Source organism: Curtobacterium caseinilyticum, from assembly GCF_030363035.1.
Taxonomy (GTDB): Bacteria; Actinomycetota; Actinomycetes; order Actinomycetales; family Microbacteriaceae; genus Curtobacterium; species Curtobacterium caseinilyticum.
The window spans coordinates 485,296-505,937 of sequence record NZ_JAUCMN010000002.1 but is presented as its reverse complement, the minus strand read 5'-3'; the positions used below and the strand labels follow the sequence as shown (position 1 = coordinate 505,937).

General features: G+C 71.7%; 17 protein-coding genes and 1 tRNA gene. 5 read left to right on the top strand and 13 right to left on the bottom strand.

Translation table 11 applies throughout. The features are described from left to right. Positions 1-79: 79 nt before the first annotated feature. Together QUG93_RS04875 and sp36 are read right to left on the bottom strand one after the other, a co-directional pair. Positions 80-541, bottom strand: coding sequence for a RidA family protein (locus QUG93_RS04875; RefSeq protein ID WP_289472550.1), 462 nt, complete (start codon positions 539-541; stop codon positions 80-82). After that, entirely contained in the window at positions 538-696 is a 159-nt protein-coding gene (gene sp36 / locus QUG93_RS04870; RefSeq protein ID WP_189319560.1) for a Sp36 family protein, read from the bottom strand. Before sp36 ends, QUG93_RS04875 begins: the two co-directional genes overlap by 4 nt. Positions 697-746: 50 nt before the next feature. Between sp36 and QUG93_RS04865 the strand changes: the two genes are divergently transcribed. The 5 genes from QUG93_RS04865 to QUG93_RS04845 all read left to right on the top strand — a co-directional run bounded on the left by QUG93_RS04865 (position 747) and on the right by QUG93_RS04845 (position 6,252). Then, the gene (locus QUG93_RS04865) at positions 747-3,302 is read left to right on the top strand and encodes a transglycosylase domain-containing protein (RefSeq protein WP_289472547.1); all 2,556 of its coding nucleotides are present in this window, start codon (positions 747-749) and stop codon (positions 3,300-3,302) included. After that, entirely contained in the window at positions 3,299-4,255 is a 957-nt protein-coding gene (locus QUG93_RS04860; protein ID WP_289472545.1) for a metallophosphoesterase, read from the top strand. Before QUG93_RS04865 ends, QUG93_RS04860 begins: the two co-directional genes overlap by 4 nt. A gap of 112 nt (positions 4,256-4,367) precedes the next feature. Beyond that, positions 4,368-4,441, top strand: a tRNA-Pro gene (locus QUG93_RS04855). Between the two features lie 165 nt (positions 4,442-4,606). Next, positions 4,607-5,635, top strand: a complete 1,029-nt coding sequence (locus QUG93_RS04850; protein WP_289472543.1) for a sensor histidine kinase — start codon at positions 4,607-4,609, stop codon at positions 5,633-5,635. Next, positions 5,632-6,252 (top strand): response regulator transcription factor, encoded by a 621-nt coding sequence (locus QUG93_RS04845; protein WP_289472541.1) that lies wholly within the window; start codon positions 5,632-5,634, stop codon positions 6,250-6,252. Before QUG93_RS04850 ends, QUG93_RS04845 begins: the two co-directional genes overlap by 4 nt. Positions 6,253-6,447: 195 nt before the next feature. Here the strand turns inward: QUG93_RS04845 and QUG93_RS04840 are convergent, their stop codons facing one another. From QUG93_RS04840 to QUG93_RS04790, 11 genes are all read right to left on the bottom strand, one after another. Further along, a complete protein-coding gene (locus QUG93_RS04840; RefSeq protein ID WP_289472539.1) occupies positions 6,448-7,485 on the bottom strand; it encodes an LLM class flavin-dependent oxidoreductase in 1,038 nt (345 codons plus the stop codon). A gap of 121 nt (positions 7,486-7,606) precedes the next feature. Then, positions 7,607-8,242: a thymidine kinase gene (locus tag QUG93_RS04835; protein ID WP_289472537.1), complete on the bottom strand. Its 636-nt coding sequence runs from the start codon at positions 8,240-8,242 to the stop codon at positions 7,607-7,609. Further along, positions 8,242-8,943, bottom strand: a complete 702-nt coding sequence (locus tag QUG93_RS04830) for a response regulator transcription factor (protein ID WP_289472535.1) — start codon at positions 8,941-8,943, stop codon at positions 8,242-8,244. The genes QUG93_RS04835 and QUG93_RS04830 overlap by 1 nt, the downstream gene beginning before the upstream one ends. Continuing rightward, positions 8,930-10,108 carry a hypothetical protein gene (locus tag QUG93_RS04825; protein ID WP_289472534.1) on the bottom strand — a complete coding sequence of 393 codons (1,179 nt, stop codon included), beginning with the start codon at positions 10,106-10,108 and terminating at the stop codon, positions 8,930-8,932. Before QUG93_RS04825 ends, QUG93_RS04830 begins: the two co-directional genes overlap by 14 nt. After that, entirely contained in the window at positions 10,105-11,349 is a 1,245-nt protein-coding gene (locus QUG93_RS04820; protein WP_289472532.1) for a sensor histidine kinase, read from the bottom strand. The genes QUG93_RS04825 and QUG93_RS04820 overlap by 4 nt, the downstream gene beginning before the upstream one ends. Before the next feature lie 157 nt (positions 11,350-11,506). Continuing rightward, positions 11,507-12,706: an Rv2578c family radical SAM protein gene (locus QUG93_RS04815; RefSeq protein ID WP_289472530.1), complete on the bottom strand. Its 1,200-nt coding sequence runs from the start codon at positions 12,704-12,706 to the stop codon at positions 11,507-11,509. Positions 12,707-12,752: 46 nt separating this feature from the next. Beyond that, positions 12,753-14,240 carry a malate:quinone oxidoreductase gene (locus QUG93_RS04810; protein WP_289472528.1) on the bottom strand — a complete coding sequence of 496 codons (1,488 nt, stop codon included), beginning with the start codon at positions 14,238-14,240 and terminating at the stop codon, positions 12,753-12,755. A 132-nt stretch (positions 14,241-14,372) separates the two neighbouring features. Further along, positions 14,373-15,422 (bottom strand): aspartate-semialdehyde dehydrogenase, encoded by a 1,050-nt coding sequence (locus QUG93_RS04805; protein WP_289472526.1) that lies wholly within the window; start codon positions 15,420-15,422, stop codon positions 14,373-14,375. A gap of 52 nt (positions 15,423-15,474) precedes the next feature. After that, positions 15,475-16,740 carry an aspartate kinase gene (locus QUG93_RS04800; protein WP_289472524.1) on the bottom strand — a complete coding sequence of 422 codons (1,266 nt, stop codon included), beginning with the start codon at positions 16,738-16,740 and terminating at the stop codon, positions 15,475-15,477. 121 nt (positions 16,741-16,861) lie between these two features. After that, positions 16,862-17,461, bottom strand: a complete 600-nt coding sequence (gene recR / locus QUG93_RS04795) for a recombination mediator RecR (RefSeq protein WP_289472522.1) — start codon at positions 17,459-17,461, stop codon at positions 16,862-16,864. Further along, on the bottom strand, positions 17,461-20,451 hold the full coding sequence (locus QUG93_RS04790) for a DNA polymerase III subunit gamma and tau (protein WP_289472520.1): 2,991 nt from the start codon (positions 20,449-20,451) through the stop codon (positions 17,461-17,463). Before QUG93_RS04790 ends, recR begins: the two co-directional genes overlap by 1 nt. Positions 20,452-20,642: the final 191 nt, after the last annotated feature.

Below are 20,642 nucleotides of genomic sequence, written 5' to 3'. Positions count from 1 at the left end.
CGGGAACGACGCGAGCCGCGCCTCCCGACCGGGTCGGACGGGAGGCGCGGCTCGCGTGACGAGCGTCGATGACGGTCCGTCAGGCGGTCAACTCCACCACCAGCTCGACCTCCACGGGCGCGTCCAGCGGGAGCACCGCGACGCCCACCGCGCTGCGCGCGTGGACGCCGGCGTCCCCGAGGACCTCGCCGACGAGCGTCGACGCGCCGTTCGCGACCCCGGGCTGCCCGGTGAAGGACGCGTCGGAGGCGACGAAGACGGTGACCTTCACGACGCGGGCGACCCGGTCGAGGGACCCGGCGACGGACCCGACGGCCGCGAGCGCGTTGAGCGCGGCGACGCGGGCCTGGGCGGTGGCGGTCTCCGCGTCCACGCCGGCACCGACCTTGCCGGTGACGGGCAGCGCGCCGTCGACGAAGGGCAGCTGCCCGGCCGTGTACACGTACCGTCCCGTCACCACGGCGGGGACGTACGCGGCGACCGGCGCGGCGACGCCGGGGAGCTCGATGCCGAGCTCGGCCAGACGGTCCGCGACGCTCACGCGTCGGCCTTCGGACGCTTCAGGTAGGCGACCAGGCCGCCCTCCGGCCCCGTGACGACCTGGACCAGCTCCCAGCCCTCGTCGCCGAAGTTGTTGAGGATCGCGGTCGTGTTGTGGATGATCAACGGCGTCGTGCGGTACTCCCAGCGCATCATGGAGATCCTTGCCAGCCTTTCAGTCGTGGGCGTCGTTTAGGCTGCATCCTATGTCTGCCCAGAAGTCTGCCTCGCGGACCAAGCCCGTCTCCGCGATCGGCGCCTTCGTCGGTTTCGTCGGATTCAGCGCGCTCGCCGGTCTGCTGGTCACGATCGGGGTCACGCCCGCGATCGCCGTCGCCGGTGTCACGACGACCTCGACCATCGGCGTGTTCGAGTCCCTGCCGGAGTACATCGAGATCGGTGACCTCCCGCAGCGCAACGAGCTCTACGCGTACCAGGGCGGCAAGTCGGTCCACTTCGCGACGGTCTACGACCAGAACCGTCAGGAACTGAAGTACGACCAGATCAGCGACCAGCTGAAGAACGCCGCGATCGACGGCGAGGACAAGCGCTTCTACGACCACGGCGGCGTCGACCTGACGTCCCTCGTCCGCGCCGGCGTGGGCAGCGTCGCCGGCGGGCTCGGCGACTCCGGCGGTGGGTCGACGCTGACGATGCAGCTCGTCCGCAACATCAAGATGAACCAGGCCCTCGACCTCCCGACGAAGGAGGAGCAGCAGAAGGCCTACGCCGAGGCGACCGAGCAGACCATCCCCCGCAAGCTCGAGGAGATGAAGCTCGCGATCGGCCTCGCGAAGAAGTACACCCACAAGGAGATCCTGACCGGGTACCTCAACATCGCCTACTTCGGCGACCAGACCTACGGCGTGCAGGCCGCCGCGCAGCACTACTACAACAAGAACGCGACCGACCTGACCCCGGCCGAGGCAGCCTCGCTCATCGCGATCGTGCAGTACCCCGAGGCCCGCAACCTGTCGAACCCGTCGAAGTACGAGGCGAACGTCGCGCGGCGCAACGTCATCCTCAAGTCGATGTACGCGCAGGAGCACCTCACCAAGGAGCAGTTCGACCAGGCGATCGCGTCGAACCCGAAGGACTACGTCAAGCTGACCGCGCCCTCGCAGGGGTGTCGCGCGTCGGTCGGTGACGGCTCGCAGTTCTTCTGCGACTACGCGGTCAAGGTCGTCAAGGAGATGTCGCAGCTCGGCAGCAGCCAGAAGGAGCGCGACGCCGCCTGGCGCAACGGTGGCTACCAGATCCAGACGACGCTGGACATCGGACTCAACGCGCAGCAGAAGCAGATCCTGAACACGTACGACAACAAGGCGGAGGCACGGATCGCGCTCGGTGCGACCCTCAACTCCGTCGAGGTCGGCACGGGTCGGATCCTGACGATGGCGCAGAACAAGGACTACGACCAGTCCCTGAAGTCCGCGCCCACGTCGACGTCCCTGAACTACGCGGTCGACGAGAAGTACGGCAGCTCGAAGGGCTTCCAGACCGGCTCGACGTTCAAGGCGTTCACCCTGCTCGACTGGGTCAAGGCGGGCCACGGCCTGAACGAGACCGTCAACGGCACGGCCCGCACGGTGTCGCCGTGGAACATCTGCGGTCAGACGGACTACACGCAGTTCAAGGTGTCCAACGACTCCCCCGGTGAGAACGGCAACTACAGCGTGATCGGCGCCACCGCCGGCTCGATCAACGGCGCCTTCGCCTCGATGGCGCAGAAGCTGGACCTCTGCGACATCAAGACCATGGCTGAGAACTTCGGCGTGCACCGCGCCGACGGCACCGAGCTGCGGAAGAACCCCTCGTTCATCCTCGGCACGAACGAGGTCGCACCGCTGACCATGGCCGCCGCCTACGCCGGCATCGCCAACAACGGTGTGTTCTGCAAGCCGATCGCCATCGAGCAGATCACGAACGACGAGGGCAAGAAGCTCGGCGGCCAGACGAAGGACTGCAAGCAGGCCGTCGACCCGTCCGTCGCACAGACCGCGGTCTACGCCATGAAGCGCACCATCACGAGTGGTACGGCGCGGGGCGCGCAGACCTACGACGGCACGCAGATGTTCGCCAAGACGGGTACCACCGACGAGGCCGAGCAGATCTGGCTCGTCGGCTCCAGCACGCGCGTCGCGACGTCGTACTGGCAGGGCAACACCGACGGCAAGAAGCTCAACCTGCGGCACTTCAGCAACGGGGTGAACGGCACCTACGCCGGTGTCCGTGCCGACGTGTGGCGCCAGGCGCAGACCCCGGTGAACGAGGCCTACCCGGCGGGAGCCTTCACGGATCCGTCGTCCACGTCGATCCGCGGCAACAGCATCCAGGTGCCCGACGTGAGCGGGAAGTCCGCCGAGGACGCCCGCGCCACGCTCGCCGGCGCCGGCCTGAACTACGTCGACGGCGGGGCGCAGCCCGGTGGCGGACAGCCGGGTTCGGTCTCGTCGACCTCGCCGGCCGCGGGCTCGTACCTCTCGCGTGGTTCGAGTGTCACCGTGTACACGTCGGACGGATCGCAGGCGACCGTGCCGGACCTGCCGGGCAAGAGCCTGCAGGACGCCCGCGCCGAGCTCGGGGACGCCGGGTTCTCGAACGTCTCGGTGATCGACGAGTACGCCAAGGGCGACGACTCGACGCGGTGCAAGGTCGCGGCGGTCGCCCCCGCACCCGGGACGGCGACGAGCAAGGACACCGCGGTGACCGTCAAGATCTACGGCACCAAGGACGGCAAGGCGCCGAAGGACTGCAAGTGACGCGGGGTCGCGCCACGCTGGGAGTCATCGCAGCGGGCGCGGCCGTCGGAGCGGCGACGGCGGCGTGGGGTTCCCTCGTCGAACGTCGCCGTTTCGGCATCCGCTGGGAGACCGTGCCGGTGCTGCCAGAGGGCTCGCGGGACGTGACCGTCCTGCACCTCTCCGACATCCACATGGCTCCGTGGCAGGCCGACAAGCAGCAGTGGCTCCGCGACCTGAGCCTCGTCGAGCCGGACTTCGTCGTGAACACCGGCGACAACCTGGGCCACCCCACCGCGAACGCCGCCGTCGAGTACGCGCTCGAGCCCTTCCGGGGTGTCCCAGGGGCCTTCGCACACGGATCGAACGACTTCTACGGCCCCTCCCCGCGGAACCCCCTGAAGTACTTCACGGGGCCGAGCCGCCTCCATGCGGAGCGACGTCCGGTCGAACTCGACATCGACCGGCAGACCGCGTTCTTCGAGTCGCTCGGCTGGCTCGACGTCAACGACCAGGCCCACGCGATCGAGCTCCGTGGGTCGCGGTTCGAACTCTTCGGCACGTCGGACGCCCACCGCGACTGGGACCGCCTCGACCTCCTGCCCACGAACGTCGACGAGATGCGCAGCGCGGTGCCGTGGACCGAGGACGAGGACGGCCCCTCCCCCGTCGCGATCGGCATCACGCACGCCCCCTACCGCCGGGTCCTCGACGCGTTCGTCGACCAGGGCGCGGACGTCGTCTTCGCCGGGCACACGCACGGCGGCCAGGTGCAGGTCCCCGGCGTCGGTGCGCTGGTCACGAACTCCGACCTCCCTCGCCAGTACGTCAGCGGCCTGCACAAGTGGCAGCACCGAGGGCACTGGTCCTGGCTCGAGGTGTCGGCAGGGATCGGAACGTCGATCTACGCCCCCGTGCGGTTCTCCTGCCGCCCCGAGGCCGTCGTCGTGACCCTGACCGCCCGGACGTCCTGAGGCGCCGGGACGCCACGACGGCGACGCGCCCGGGTGTTCCGCAGATGGTCGTGAGCACCCTCGAACGTCCGGTAGACTTTCCTGGTCGCTCCGGTTCGGAGTGATCACACCGCGGGGTGTGGCGCAGCTTGGTAGCGCGCCTCGTTCGGGACGAGGAGGTCGCAGGTTCAAATCCTGTCACCCCGACACTGTGTTGAGACAGTACGAAGCAAGGCCCTGATCTCCGGATCGGGGCCTTGCTGCTTCTCACCCGCGAGCGCAGACCTGCCCGGCGGGACCGTGTGTCCCCCGGCACACCGAGGCGCACGGCGGCCACCGTCAACTCGCTCCAGCGTTACGCTCGCAACCGTCATGACGATCCCAGCCCCGCTCGCCGCCGTCCTCGCCGAGATCGGCGCGCGGTTCCCGGACCTCTCCCACGACCCGGTCCTCGCGCAGAGCCTGCTCGACAACGTGACGTCGATGATCGCCGACGCACACGAGCGCTACGCCTCGGACGACGGAACGCCCGGCATCGTCAGCGACCGCTACCTCGATCCGGCGCACCTGGCGACGGGCGCGCTGCACGCCGAGCACGCCCAGCACCCGGCCGGAGCGATGCTCGCCGCGGAGATGCTCTTCGACGCCTACCTGCCGGTGTTCGTCGACGAGGTCGGTGCGCGCACCACGGACGAGGTCCTGCGGGCCACCCGCGCCCTGCACGCCGGCGTGTGGAGCCGCTTCCCGGCAGGGGCGATCGCCTACACCGAAGCGCTGCGGCAGCGGGTGACGACCACGAACCTCGACTCGCGCACGCAGATCGCCCGCGACCTGCACGACCGCGTCGCGCACGGCGTCCTCGCCGGCCTGCAGCGACTCGACCTGGTGCTCCTCGCCGACCTGCCGACCGCCGCACGGACCGAGCAGCTCGAGGCCGCGAGCCGACTGCTGCGCGCGGCACTGACGGACGTGCAGGACCTCGCGGTGTCGCTGCACGCCCGGGTCGGGGACGACCGCCTCGACGACGCGCTCCGTCGCCACGTCGACGACCTGTTCCCCGGTGACGACCGGTTGACGATCACGACGACGGGCGTCGCGGGCACGCTGCCGAACTGGAAGGCCGAGGAGGCACTGACCATCCTGCTCGAGGCCCTCACCAACCGACGGAAGCACGCACCCGACTCCACGGGCACGGTCACCTTCGCGTGGTCACCGGCGGCGGTGGTGGCCACGGTCCACGACGACGGCCCCGGGTTCACGCCGGGCACTGCCGGAGCGGGGCGCCTCGGGCAGCACACGATGCGCGAGCGCGCGGGCGTGCTCGGTGCCCGACTCGACGTCGACAGCGCTCCCGGCGCCGGCACCACGGTCCGGCTCACCGTTCCGCGGGGCTCCCTGTGACCGGCGTCACACACGTCGCGATCGTCGACGACCACCGGCTCTTCCGCGAGGGGCTCGCGTCGATCCTCGGGTCCGTCCCCACGATCCGGGTGGTCGCGCACGGGGAACGCCCGTCCGACGTGCTCGACTCCCCCGAGTCCGCGGCGATCGACGTGCTCCTGCTCGATGTCGAACTCGACGGCCCTCCGGCTCGGACCACGATCGCGACCGTCCGGCGGACCCATCCGCACGTCAGCGTCGTCGTGCTGACCATGCACCGGGACGCCGTCCTGCGCCGGGCACTGCTCGACGCCGGAGCGGTCGACTTCGTCACGAAGGACACCCCGAGCCGGGAGCTCGTCGAACGGATCGTCCGTGCCACCCGCGCCGGCGCGTCGCCCGTGACGTTCCCGATCGACCTGGTCACCGAGGCGCGGGCCGGGTCGCCGCTCAGCGACCGGGAGCTCGAGGTGCTCCGGCTCGTGGCGGCCGCACGCTCGAACGCCGAGATCGCCGCCGAGCTCGGGCTCGCGATCGGCACCGTGAAGCGTCACGTCTACAACGTGTTCCGCAAGCTCGACGTCGGCACACGGGTCGCCGCGATCACCACCGCCACCCGCCTGGGCCTGCTCGCCTGACGTCCAGCGCCCGCCCGCGCCCGCGTCCGCGCACCCGTTCGCGCACGGGCACGCGCACGCGCACCGTCGGTGGAGCAGAAGACGTCGAGTCGCCGTCCGGCACCCGACGTCTTCTGCTCCATGAACGCGGAACCGGTCGTGCACGTCCACGCGCACGCGCCCGGCCGCGCACGCGGACGACCGGTCGGCGCGACCCTAGACCCTCGCGCCCGCCGGAACGAGCCGGCCCTCGGCCTGCAGCGATGCGACGACCTCGAGCGCCTGGAGCCGGTACCGTGCCTGCGCGGCCCCCGGTGCCACGATGACACCGTCCGCCCCGGTCGACGCGACGAGCTCGTTGATCTTCGCCGCCACCTGATCGCGCGAGCCGTACGCCTGGCGCTCGGTCCGCGCAGCGACGAACCGACGCTCCAGGTCCGAGAACTCGTACGCGCGGGCCTCGTCCATCGACACCGGCTCGGGCTTCGCGCCCTGCCGCATCCGGATGAACGAGATCATCCCCGGCGCGCTCTGCTCGTCCACGATCGCGGGGTCCTCGTCGGTGACGACCTGCACACCGATCAGCGCGTTCGGCGTCTGCCGGAAGCGGGACGGTCGGAAGGAGTCCCGGTACAGCGCGAGCGCCGCCTCGGTGTTGTCCGAGGCGAAGTGGTGCGCGAACGCGAAGGAGACGCCGAGCGCGCCAGCGACCTGCGCGCTGTAGCCGGACGAACCGAGCAGCCAGAACTCGGGGACGTCCCCGTACCCGGGCACGGCGCGGATGCGCGACAGCGGGTTCGACGCCTCCATGCCGGTGAAGAAGCCGATGAGGTCGGCGAGCTGCTGCGGGAAGTCGTCCACGTCGAGCCGGTCGGTGCGACGCAGCGCCATCGCGGTCGCACCGTCCGTCCCCGGCGCACGTCCGATGCCGAGGTCCACGCGGTCGCCGTAGAGCGCACGCAGCGTGCCGAACTGCTCAGCGATCACGAGCGGTGCGTGGTTCGGCAGCATCACTCCCCCGGAGCCGATCCGGATGCGCGAGGTCGCCGCACCCACGGCGCTCAGCAGGACGGCCGGCGCGGACGACGTGATGCCCGGCATGCCGTGGTGCTCCGCGACCCAGATCCGCTCGTAGCCGAGCCGCTCCGCGTGCACCGCGGTGTCGATGGTGCCCTGCAGGGCGTCGGTGTTCGACTGCCCGTACTCACGGGTCGCGAGGTCGAGGACGGACAGGTGCACGGTGGCGTCGCTCATGGAGGCGACAACCGTCGCCTGCCCACGAGCATTCCGCACCACGCAACGGACGGGAGGCGCGGGACGGCGCCGTCACGCGCCTCCCGTCCGTCCCGTCGTCACCCACCGGACGTGGGCCGGGTCAGCGCCCGAGCTCGCCGTCCAGCCGGCCGCCGGACTCGGCGAGGTAACAGTTCGCGCAGAGCGACTCGTAGGTGACGTGCACCCCATCGATCGCCACCTGCGAGCCGTCGAAGACGAAGCGACCGTCGACCTTCCGCGCGTTGAATACCGCCTTGCGGCCACAGCGGCAGATGGTCTTGAGTTCCTCGAGCGAGTGCGCGACCTCGAGCAGCCGTGCGCTGCCGGGGAACGCCTCGGTCCGGAAGTCCGTACGGATGCCGTAGGCGAGCACCGGGACGTCGTCGAGCACGGCGACCCGGAGCAGGTCGTCGACCTGCCGGGGTGTCAGGAACTGCGCCTCGTCGACGAGCACGCAGCTCACCGGACGGACCATGCCGTCGAGCCGAGCGGAGGCAGGGTCGGTGGCACCGGCGTCCGCGACGGCCGCGCGGACGTCGTCCTGCGGCGCGAAGACGACGTCGACCTCCCGCGTGACGCCGAGGCGGGAGACGATCTCGCGGTCGCCCTTGGTGTCGACCGACGGCTTCGCCAGCAGGACGCGCTGCCCGCGTTCCTCGTAGTTGTACGCCGCCTGCAGCAGCCCGGTGCTCTTGCCGCTGTTCATGGCGCCGTACCGGAAGTAGAGCTTCGCCACTACGCGAGGAACCCGTCCTCGGCGGCGCGGCGGATCAGGTCCGACTTCTTCGAGGCGGGACGCCCGACCTTGCTGTACTTCTCGCGCACACGGCGCAGGTACGTCTTCGCGGTCTCGTACTGCACGTTCATCTGCGCGGCGACCTCGTTCGTCGAGTAGCCGGACACGTACAGCCGGAGCGCCTCTTCCTCGCCCGCGCTGAGCTTCGGCCGCTGGTGGGCGTTCGCACCGGTCGGCAGCGGACGCCAGTCACGCTGCGGCGGGGTCTCGCGGGAGACGCCCATGACCTCGCGTGCGACGTCCATGACCTCGCGCATGGGCAGGGACTTCGACAGGAAGGCGGCGGCGCCGGCCGCCAGCGCACGGTCGCGGGACTCGCGGCTGTCGACGCTCGAGAGCACGATCACCTTCGCTCCGGCGGCACGGCAGGTGCGCACACGGGCCTCGATCGACACCGGCTCCTTGAGCTGGAAGTCGAGGAACACGAGGTCCGTCGGGAAGTTCTCGCTGTGCACCATCTCGAGCCACGTGTGCGCGGTGAGGGCCAGGTCGAAGTCGAAGGCGTTCACGGCGATCCAGCTCGACAGGCTGTCGAGCAGCACCTCGTGGTCGTCGAGGATCGCCAGCCGCACGCGTCGGGTTCCGGGCTGCGGGAGCGGGGGCACGCCCTCCGTGGTCCGGGTCGGGTCAGTGCTGGTCATAGGAGAACCTTAGTGCGAGGGACGATGGTCGGACGGTGACGTCGAGGTCGGGGAAGGTCACGCGGAGCACCGCGAAGTAGGGGTCGAAGGTGCGGTGGATGCCCACGTCGGAGTCGTCGACGGCGAGCTCCACCCGGACGCTCACGCGACCCGCCGGCGCGCCCGGCTCCTCGGCTCGACGAACGGTGGCGTGGAACCGTGCGGGATCGACGGTCGCAGCACCGAGGGCTGCCCGGAGGAACGTCCGGACGACGGTGCGCTGATCCGCGTCGAGGGTCGCGATCAGGCCGTCCGGGTCGTCGACGGACTCGGCCGGCCCACCGTCGACCACGACGGCGTACTCGAACCACGTCCGGTCGGCGTCGGCGACCATCGCCCTGCGGATCCCGTCGGCGATCGCGCGGGCACGCGCGCGGTCGGCATCGGTGACGACCTCGCGGTCGCGGAGCTCCGCGAAGAACGGCGCGACGTCGCGGGCCAGGATCACCGACCGGTCCTGCTGCACGCTCGCGGCGATCCCGTCCCGCTCGGCGCGTGCGACCGAGTACGACCCGGCACGGATCTGCACCCGCTCCGCCAGGCCGCCGAACGTCCACGCGAACACCACGGCCGCGCCCGCGAGCACCAGTGTCGGCGCGGCGGCGACGAAGGCCGCGACCGCCACCGGCACCTGGTGCGGGAACACCGCGGCCGCGACGCCGAAGGCCGTCCCGTCCACCGCGGCGAGCACGGCACCGCCGACCGCCAGGTCGCGCCACGGGCGGTAGGGCGCGACCACCACGATGCCCGTCGCGGTCAGCAGGCACATGAAGTCGTTGAGACCGCTGCGGTCCGGACCCCACTGCGCGGCGACGCTCGCCACCGACGCCGCCGCGAGCAGGCCGACGTGGAGCACGAACGCCCAGCGCGGGAACGGGGCACGGAACGGGGACGACGCCGTCACGACGACGGCCCCGGAGGCGGCGAGGAGCAGCACGGTCAGTGCACTCAGCGTCGGGCTCCCGGTCACGTCACGGTCGAACACGGACACGAGCAGGGCCCAGAGCACCCCGGCCGCGCCGAGCACCACGGCGAGCGGCCGCGATCCCATCGCACCGAGCGGGTCGTACTGCTGCGCGGTCCGCGAGCCCCTCGCCGCCGCGCGCACGGCGTCGACACGGCTCACCGGGCTGCTCCCCGGTCCGACTCCCCCGTCACGGCGTAGGCGCCGGTGTCGTCGGCGCGGGCGTCGACCGGCGCGTACGGCACGGTCATCATGACGCTCGTGCCGGAGCCCGGCGACGACCACACCTGGACGTCACCGCCGACCCGGGCGATGCGTTCGCGGACGGAGCCGCGGAGCCCCATCCGGTCGGCGCCGGTCTCCTGCTCGTCGAACCCCCGGCCGTCGTCGACCACCATGACGGTGCACGAGGCCCCGTCGTCGAACACGCTCACCTCGGCCGCGTCCGTGCCCGCGTGCTTCCGGACGTTGGCCAGGCACTGCCCGACCGCCCGGAGCAACGCCGTCGCCCCGGTCGCGTCGAGCCGGGACAACGCTGACGGGTCGCCGGTGACGGCGACCCGGAGCCCCTCGGCCCGGTGTTCGTCGACCATGGCCTCGAACGCGGCGGCGGCCGCGCCCGACTCCGGCTCGTCGGCCGGGTCGCTCGCCCCGAGCCACTGCTTGCCGGTGAGCATCGCGACGTCGGCCTCGACGGTCCGGGCGAGCTGTGGGTCCATCGGGCCGTCCGGTGCCAGCGAGATCGCTCCGAGGTGGTTGAGGACGGTGTCGTGCAGGATCGCGGCGGCCTCGGCCTCGACCCCGGCGCGGTAGGCGGAGACGTGCTCCTCGCGCGCGGACCGCAGCAACTCCGGCTGCACCCGCTCCGAGCGTGCGGTGTTCCGGCTGGTGAAGAGCACGAGTGCGACGACGAACCCGAGGGTGATCCAGGCCAGGACGAGCGGACGCGGTGGTCCGCCCGCCTGCAGGACCGCGATCGACGTGGCGGACCGGCCGACCAGGAAGCCGCCGATCGACCAGAGCACGACCCGACCCGCGACCGCCCCGGCACCGCCGACGAGCACGAGCGGGATCACCGCGAGCGAGAGCAGGTAGCTCGTGACCCAACCCGCGGGCACCTCGCGCTGCACGATCGTCGTGAACCACCACGTGCAGGCCCCGCCGGTGAGCAGGAACGCGACGGCCGACCGCCACGTGCCGAACTGCACGTGCACGCCGATCATCGCGAGCATCGGCAGCAGGGCGAGCACGGCGCCGGCGACCCGGACGTCCGGTTCGGCGAGCCGGTACAGCAGCAGCGTCACCGCCGCGGCGACGACCGACCCGACGGCCGCGGCGTGGAAGGCGCGCACCGTCGACCACGCGTTCACTCGCGGAGCGAGGTGCGTGGGGATGCCGAGCACGGGTCGAGAGTCCTTCCGGGAGTCGTCCGTCGCCGGCCGTCACGACCGCCTGCGGAACGGAGGTGTACCCCGGATCAGGCGCGATCCGGCGACCTGGACGATGTTACCGCCGATCACCGACACGAGGTGTCCCCCGAACGCGGAAGCCGGATGCTCCTCAGAACAGTGTCGGCTCCGCGGCGTCGCTGCCGACGCCGGCCCTCGCCGTCCTGCGGGCCCACCCGGGGTCGGCTCGCTTCAGGGGCGACGACGTCGGCCGGGACTGCTCCTCGAGCGACACGGGCACTCGGTACCCGTTCGAGATGCCCGTGCGTGCGCCCGGAGCGGGGCTGTCGGGCGCGGTCGGTACGAGGTGCGCCTGCCGGTCACTGAACCCCATCGAGCCCGTCGTCGGGTCGACCCGGCCCAACCCGAGGCCGTGGGCACGGAGGATCGGCCGGACGCGCTCCGCGAGCCACCGCCGGTAGTCCGTCGGGGCGTAGGTGTTGTCGAGGTACATCGACCGGTACCGGGCGACCAGGTCGGGCCGGGTCGCCCCGAGCCAGGAGTACCACCACGGCTTGACGCCCGGCCGCAGGTGGAGCGCCGAGTACATCACGCTCGACGCGCCCGCCTCGGCCGCGCGCCCGATCGCGTCGTCGAGGTGGGCGCGGGTGTCGGTGATGAACGGCAGGACGGGCATCAGGAAGACGGAGCACTCGAGCCCGGCGTCGCGGATGGCCCGCACGGTCGCCAGACGCGCGGCGGTCGTGGGCGTCCCCGGTTCCACCTGCTGCTGCAGGGCGTCGTCGTACACCGCGATGGACATGGCGAGGTCGACCGGCACCGACCGTGCCGCCTCGACCATGAGCGGCAGGTCGCGCCGGAGCAGGGTGCCCTTCGTCAGGATGCTGAACGGCGTCCCCGACTCCGCCAGGGCCCGGATCACGCCCGGCATCAACCGGTACCGGCCCTCCGCCCGCTGGTACGGGTCGGTGTTCGTGCCGAGGGCGACCGGGTGCCGGTCCCAGCTCGGACGCCGGAGCTCGCGGCGCAGGACGTCGGCCACGTTGGTCTTCACCACGATCTGCTGGTCGAAGTCCGCGCCGCCGTCGAACTCGAGGTAGGTGTGGGTGGGCCGTGCGAAGCAGTACACGCACGCGTGACTGCACCCGCGGTACGGGTTGATGGTCCAGCCGTACGTGCCGCTGCCGTCCGCCGCGGGGACGCGGTTCAGCGCGCTCTTCGCGAGGACCTCGTGGAAGGTCACACCTGCGAACTCCGGCGTGGTGACGCTCCGGACGAGCCCGCTGTTCGACTCGAGGCCCGGGAGCGCGTCCCCACGCTCCGCGTCGATCGCCTGTCCACTCCACCGCACGATGCCATTCGAACACATGTTCGAACGACGTGCAAGCGGGACCCGGTCAGTGGTGGAGGCCGAGCACCGCTGCGGTGTGCTCCAGCGTCCGGTCCGCCAGCTCCGGGTCCGACCCGAGGTCCTTGCCGTAGGTGGGCACCATCGTGCGGACCATCGGCGCCCAGCCGTCCCACCGGTCCGGGAAGCACCGCTGCAGCATCGTCAACATGATCGGCACGGCCGTGGACGCACCCGGGCTCGCACCGAGCAGGCCGGCGATCGACCCGTCGGCCGAGGTGATGACCTCGGTACCGAACTGCAGCACCCCGCCCTTCTCCGGGTCCGGCTTGATGACCTGCACACGTTGCCCCGCCGTGATGCGGTGCCAGTTCTCCGGCTCCGCGGTCGGCATGAAGTCGCGCAGCGCGTCGAACTTCGTCTGCTTCGACGCGAGGAGCTGCCCGACCAGGTAGCGGACCAGGTCGAAGTTCGAGAACGCGACGCTCAGCATCGGCCGCAGGTTGTGCGGACGGATCGAGCGGAACAGGTCGAGGACCGAGCCCTGCTTGAGGAACTTCGGACTGAACCCGGCGTACGGACCGAACATGAGCGAAGCCTTGCCGTCGACGATGCGGGTGTCGAGGTGCGGCACGGACATCGGCGGGGCGCCGACGCTGGCCTTGCCGTAGACCTTCGCCGCGTGCTTCTGCACGACCTCGGGCTCGTCGGTGCGCAGGAACTCGCCCGACACCGGGAAGCCGCCGTAGCCGCGGATCTCCGGGATGCCCGACTTCTGCAGCAGGTGCAGCGCACCGCCGCCGGCACCGACGAAGACGAACTTCGCCGCGATGCGCTGCGTGGACCTGCCGACCTCGTTCCGGACGTCGAGGACCCAGCCCTCGGAGACCTTCGAGCGGGTGATCTTCCCCACCTGGTGCGACGGTTCGAACTCGACACCGGCGATCTCCAGCTCGTCGAACAACTGCCGCGTGAGCGAACCGAAGTCGACGTCGGACCCGGCTGCCGAGTACGTCGCGGCGATCGGCTGGTCCTTCTTGCGGCCCGGCACGAGCGCCGGTGCCCACTTCCGGATCTGCGCAGGGTCGTCCGAGAACTCGATGCCCGCGAAGAGCGGGTGGTTCTTGAGCGCCTCGTACCGCTTACGCATGTACTCGACGTTGTCCGCGCCCCACACGAACGAGATGTGCGGGGTGGGGTTGATGAAGTTCGACGGCTGCGGCAGCGCCCCCGTCTCGACCAGGTGGGCCCAGAACTGCCGCGAGACCTGGAACTGCTCGTTGACGGTGACCGCCTTGGCGATGTCGACGCGGCCGTCGGGCATCTCCGGCGTGTAGTTCAGCTCGCAGAGCGCGGAGTGACCGGTCCCGGCGTTGTTCCAGGGGTTCGACGACTCCTGCGCGACCGACCCGAGCCGCTCGTACACGCGGATCTTCCAGGTCGGCTCGAGGCGGTGGAGGATGGCGCCGAGCGTGGCGCTCATGATCCCTCCCCCGACCAGGACGACGTCGATCGGGTCCACCTGCTTCACTGCCACCCGTCGATCCTACAAGCGCGCGCTGACAGGGTGGGCACCGACGGACGGGAGGCCCGTGGCGGTGTCGCCACGGGCCTCCCGTCCGCACGCCGGTCGCCTCGGACCCGTCGGGCGCCGGGCGACCGCTGCTCGCTACGCGGCGACCGCGCGGCGCTCGAGGATCGTCTCCGCGATCTGCACCGCGTTGAGCGCGGCGCCCTTCCGCAGGTTGTCGTTGCTGACGAAGAGCACCAGGCCGTGCCCCTCGGGCGCGGACTGGTCGGCGCGGATGCGGCCGACGAAGGACGGGTCCTGACCGGCTGCCTGCAGCGGCGTGGGGACGTCCGCGAGTTCGACGCCCGGGGCGATGGCCAGGATCTCGGTCGCCCGCTCGGGCGACAGCGGCTGCGCGAACTCGGCGTGCACCGAGATCGAGTGCCCGGTGAAGACGGGGACCCGCACGCAGGTGCCGGCGACCAGCAGGTCCGGCAGCTCGAGGATCTTCCGGCTCTCGTTGCGGAGCTTCTTCTCCTCGTCGGTCTCGCCGAGGCCGTCCTCGACGATCGAACCTGCGAGCGGGATGACGTCGAAGGCGATCGGACGCACGTACTTCACCGGCTCCGGGAACTCGACGGCGGAACCGTCGTGCGTGAGCGCTGCGGTGTCCTGCTCGAGCGCGGCCCGGGCCTGGCCGAGCAGTTCCTCGACGCCGGCGAGTCCGGAGCCCGAGACCGCCTGGTAGGTCGTCGCGACGAGGCGGCGCAGACCGGCCTCGGTGTCGAGCACCTTGAGCACCGGCATGATCGCCATCGTCGTGCAGTTCGGGTTCGCGATGATGCCCTTCGGCGCCTCGTCGATCGCGTGCGGGTTGACCTCGCTCACGACCAGCGGGACGTCCGGGTCCATGCGCCAGGCACTGGAGTTGTCGACCACGAGCGCACCGGCCGCGGCGAACCGCGGGGCGAGCGCACGCGACGCGGTGGCACCGGCGGAGAACAGCGCGATGTCGATGCCCGACGGGTCGGCGGTCTCGGAGTCCTCGACGACGATCTCCTCGCCGCGGAACGGCAGCGTGGTGCCCGCGGAACGGGCGCTCGCGAAGAAGCGGACGTGGTCGGCCGGGAAGGCGCGCTCCTCGAGGAGACGGCGCATCACGGCGCCGACCTGACCGGTGGCGCCGACGACGGCGACGGTGGTGCTCATGTGGTGCTCCTGATCGTGGTCGTGCTCGTGTCGCTGCGGCGTCGCGCCCGGGTCAGCGGCCGGTGCCGGCGTAGACGACGGCTTCCTGGTCGGCGTCGAGACCGAACGCCTGGTGCACGACCCGCATGGCCTCGTTGAGGGTGTCGGCGCGCGTGACGACCGAGATGCGGATCTCCGACGTGGAGATCATCTCGATGTTGATCGACGCCTCGTGCAGGGCCCGGAACAGCGCCGCCGAGACGCCCGCGTTGGTGCGCATGCCGGCCCCGACCAGGGCGAGCTTGCCGATCTGGTCGTCGTACTGGATGCCCTCGTAGCCGATGTCGGCCTTGGCGACCTCGAGCGCGGTCAGGACGCCCTGCCCCTGGTCCTTCGGCAGCGTGAACGAGATGTCCGTCCGGCCGGTCACCGCTTCGGAGACGTTCTGCACGATCATGTCGATGTTCGCGCCGGCACGGGCGACGATCGTGAAGATCTCCGCGGCCTTGCCCGGGGTGTCGGGCACGCCGACGACGGTGATCTTGCCCTCGGAGAGGTCTCCGGCGATCCCGGTGATGATCGGTTCTTCCACGGTTTCCCCCTCTGCAGGGTTGTAGACGATGGTGCCCTCGGCGTTGCTGAACGAGGACCGGACGTGCAGGGTGACACCGTGCCGGCGGGCGTACTCGACGGCACGGATGTACAGGACCTTGGCTCCGGACGCGGCGAGCTCGAGCATCTCCTCGCTCGTGATCCGGTCGACCTTCTTCGCCTTCGGCACCACGCGCGGGTCCGCGGTGAAGATGCCGTCGACGTCGGTGTAGATCTCGCAGATGTCCGCGTCGAGCGCGGCGGCGAGGGCGACGGCCGTGGTGTCCGATCCACCGCGACCGAGCGTGGTGATCTCGCCGGTCGTGCGGTTGAACCCCTGGAACCCGGCGACGATCGCGACGTGACCGGCGTCGAGGGCCTCGCGCACGCGCTTCGGGGTGACGTCGACGATGCGGGCCTTGCCGTGCTGAGCGTCGGTGAGCATGCCGGCCTGGCTGCCCGTGTACGACGAGGCCTCGACCCCGAGGCTCTTGATCGCCATCGCGAGCAGCGCCATCGAGATGCGCTCCCCCGCGGTGAGCAGCATGTCGAGCTCACGACCGGCCGGGATCGGCGTCACGGAGTGCGCGAGGTCGACGAGCTCGTCGGTGGTGTCGCCCATCGCCGAGACGGCCACGACGACGTCGTTGCCGGCCTTCTTCGTCTGGACGATCCGCTTCGCCACGCGCTTGATGCTCTCGGCGTCCGCGACGGACGATCCACCGAACTTCTGCACGATCAGGGCCACTGGCTGGTACTCCCGGGGACGACGGTTCCGCGACGATCGCGCGGTCTGACAATCGTAGAGGGTGTTCCGCGGATGTTGCGTGCGAGCGGGCGGCGACGCAACGATCCTGCGCGGGACGGTCTCAGTTCCCGACGACGCGACGGCCCTCGAAGGCCCGTCCGAGCGTGACCTCGTCCGCGTACTCCAGGTCGCCGCCGACCGGCAGCCCGGACGCGAGGCGCGTGGTCCGGATGCCCATCGGCACGAGCAGACGGCTCAGGTACGTCGCGGTCGCCTCGCCCTCGAGGTTCGGGTCGGTCGCGATGATGACCTCGTCGACGGTGCCGTCGGCCAGGCGCGTCATGAGCTGCTGGATGCGCAGGTCGTCCGGGCCGACGCCGTCGATCGGACTGATCGCGCCGCCGAGCACGTGGTAGAGCCCGCGGAACTCGCGGGTGCGCTCGATCGCGGCGACGTCCTTCGCCTCCTCCACGACACAGATGACGCTCGGCGAGCGGCGGGGATCGCGGCAGATGCTGCACCGCACGTGCTCGGTGACGTTGCCGCAGACCTCGCAGAACCGGACCTTCTCCTTGACCTCGGCCAGGAGCTCGGACAGCCGTGCGGGGTCGAACGACTCGGTCTGCAGGATGTGGAACGCGATGCGCTGCGCCGACTTCGGGCCGATGCCGGGCAGGCGGCCGAACTCGTCGATCAGGTCCTGGACGATGCCGTCGTACATCAGGCGCCTTCCTCGTGCAGAGCGGTCTCCTCGATGAACTGGGCACCGAGGATCTCACGGACGACCGCCTCGCCGTACCGGCCGGCCACGGGGGTGCGGCGCACCTGGGACGGTGCGGAACGCTGCGGGGCCGGGGCGGGCTGCGCCTGCTGGTGCGCCGGGGCGGGTGCCTGGCTCGGGGCCGCCTGCCGGGGTGCGGTCTGCTGCTGCGAGGAGGACCGCGGCGGTGCCGCCGGCACGGCGCCCGGGTCGGGGAACGGCGCTCCGTCGTCGTACGGGTCGTCGTCGAGGGGGTAGTCGTCGACCGGGACGTCCGGACCGCCCGTCGTCGCCGGGGCCGTCGCGGAGCCGGTCGGGGTCGTGGGGGACGTCTCCTCCGGTGCCGGGTCGACGGGCCGAGCGACCGGCTGCGGCCGCGCTGACGTTCCGCCGAGGGCCGAGGCAGGCCGGAGCTGCGCCGCCAGGGCAGCGTCGGCGGCGGGGTCGGACGCCGGCGTCACCGGAGCGACGGGCTCCCCCGTGTCCGTCGTGCCGAACGGGGCGGACCATCCCGGCTCGCGGTGCACGGCCGGGGCGCTCGCGGTGGGATCGGTGGCGGGGATGGCAGCGACCACCCAGTCGGTGACCGGGCCGGTCGACTCCGGCGCGGTCTGCTGCTGCTGCTGCGGTGCCGGCCGCTGCTGCGCCGGCTGCTGCTGCGCCGGCTGGCGCGGTGCCGGCGGCTGCTCTGCCGACTGCTGCGGTGCCGACTGGCTCGGCTGTCGCTGCACGGCCTGCGGGGCAGGCGCCTGCTGCGGAGTGGACGCCTGCTGCGGTGCAGCGGCCTGCTGCGGAGCGGTCGCCTGCTGCCGAGCAGCCGTGCGCTGCGGGGTCTCCTGCTCGTCGGGCGCCTGCTGCTGCGTCGGCTGCTGCTGCGTCCGCTGCGGCTCGGTCGAGCGCGGCACCGGTGCACCGGACGGCTGCTGATCGGTCGGGCGCTGGTCGGACGGACGCTGATCGGACGGCTGCTGATCGGTCGGACGCTGTCCGGACGAGGCAGGACCGCCCGTCTGCCGCTGCTGCCCGGGTCCGCGCGCGACGAACTTCACGCGCAGACCGAGCACGTCGATGATCGCGGACCGGAGCAGCTCGCTCACGCTCGTGGACGGGTCGGACATCTCCTTGAAGGAGGCGACGTCCTGCTGGCTCGGGAAGGTCAGGGTGAGCACGTCCTCGCGGAGGGCCGTCACCTGCGCCGTGACCACGACGGACCACGCCGAGCGCCGGGCTCGCTGCACGTGCTCGACGACCTGCGGCCAGGCGTCCCGCATCTGCTGGAACCCGACCGTGGTCTCGGGACGCACGACGGGCTCGTCGCCGACCGCGGTGCCCTGCCCGGTGGAGGACCCGTTCGCGGTCCCGGAGGGGTCGTGCGCGTCGGCAGCCGCGGCGCCCTCCGCCACCGAGCGAGCGGTGGTCGACGTCTCGTTCGCCGGGGCCTGCGCCGTACCGGCTGGCTGCGACTGGTCGGCTGCACGCGTCTGGTCGGCTGCGCGCGTCTGGTCAGGTGCCTGCGTCGTTCCCGGCGCCGGCGCCGCACCCGGAGCGACGGCCGCCCAGGACGCCGCGGCGTCACGGACCGCGGCACCCGGGTCGCGCGGCTCGGCGTCGGGTGTCGGGCCCCCGGGAGCGGTGGCGGACGGCGCCGGGGCCGACGCCGCGGGAGCGGCAGACGTCGGGGCCGCCGTGCGCGCCGGGACCGGGGCGGACTGCGGCGCGGCAGCAGGACGCGAGGACGATCCCGCCGTCGCGCCGGGTGCCTGCGCGGACTCGTGCCCGCCGACCTCGCCGACGCCGACCCGGCGCTCGAGTCGCTCGACCCGCGCCAGGGCGCCCCGCTGCGTGTCGTCGGCTTCCGGCACGAGCATCCGCGCGGTCATCAGTTCGAGGTGCAACCGGGGCGAGGTCGCGCCGGTCATCTCGGTCAGCGCCCGGTTCGCGATGTCGGCCGACCGCGAGAGCGCGGTGGCCCCGAACACGCCCGCCTGGCGTGACATGGTGTCGAGTTCCTCCGGCGACACCCCGCGCAGGACCGCGGCGGCGCTCTCGTTCGTGGCCGCGACCACGATGAGGTCGCGCAGCCGCTCGAGCAGGTCCTCGACGAAGCGACGCGGGTCCTGCCCGGTCTGCACGACACGGTCGATCGCGGCGAAGGCGGACGCCGGGTCGGCAACGGCGAGCGCGTCGACGACGTCGTCCAGGAGCGCGGCGTCGGTGTACCCGAGCAGCGCGACGGCTCGCTCGTAGGCGATGGCGCCGTCCTCGCTGCCGGCCATGAGCTGGTCGAGCAGCGACAGGGTGTCACGGACCGACCCGCCGCCCGCCCGGACCACGAGCGGGAGGACGCCCGGCGCGACCGAGACCGACTCCTGCGCACACAGCTGCTCGACGTACTCGAGCATGGTCGCCGGCGGGACCAGGCGGAACGGGTAGTGGTGGGTCCGCGACCGGATGGTGCCGATGACCTTCTCCGGCTCGGTGGTCGCGAAGATGAACTTGACGTGCTCCGGCGGTTCCTCGACCAGCTTGAGCAGCGCGTTGAAGCCCTGCGGCGTCACCATGTGCGCCTCGTCGAGGATGAAGATCTTGTAGCGGTCGCGCGCCGGGGCGAACACGGCGCGGTCGCGGAGGTCGCGCGCGTCGTCCACGCCGTTGTGGCTCGCGGCGTCGATCTCGATGACGTCGAGCGACCCGCCCCCGCCGCGTGCGAGCTCGACGCAGCTCGGGCAGACACCGCACGGCGTGTCCGTCGGCCCCTGGGCGCAGTTGAGGCAGCGCGCCAGGATGCGGGCGGACGTCGTCTTGCCGCAGCCGCGCGGGCCGCTGAAGAGGTAGGCGTGGTTGACGCGGTTCGTCCGCAGTGCGGTCCGCAGCGGGTCGGTGACCTGCGACTGACCGATCAGCTCGGCGAAGTTCTCGGGCCGGTAACGGCGATACAGGGCGGTGACCACGCGTCAAGGGTAGCCGGGACGGCCGACAGCGCGACGCCCCGGCGACCGCCTGTGGAGGCGGACCGACGGGGCGGGACGGCACCGTGCCTCCCGTCCGTCGGTGGGACCGTACGGGAGGCACGGGGCGGGACGGCACCGCGCCTCCCGTCCGTCGGTGCGACGGGCGGGAGGCGCGGTGCGGTCGGTGCGGA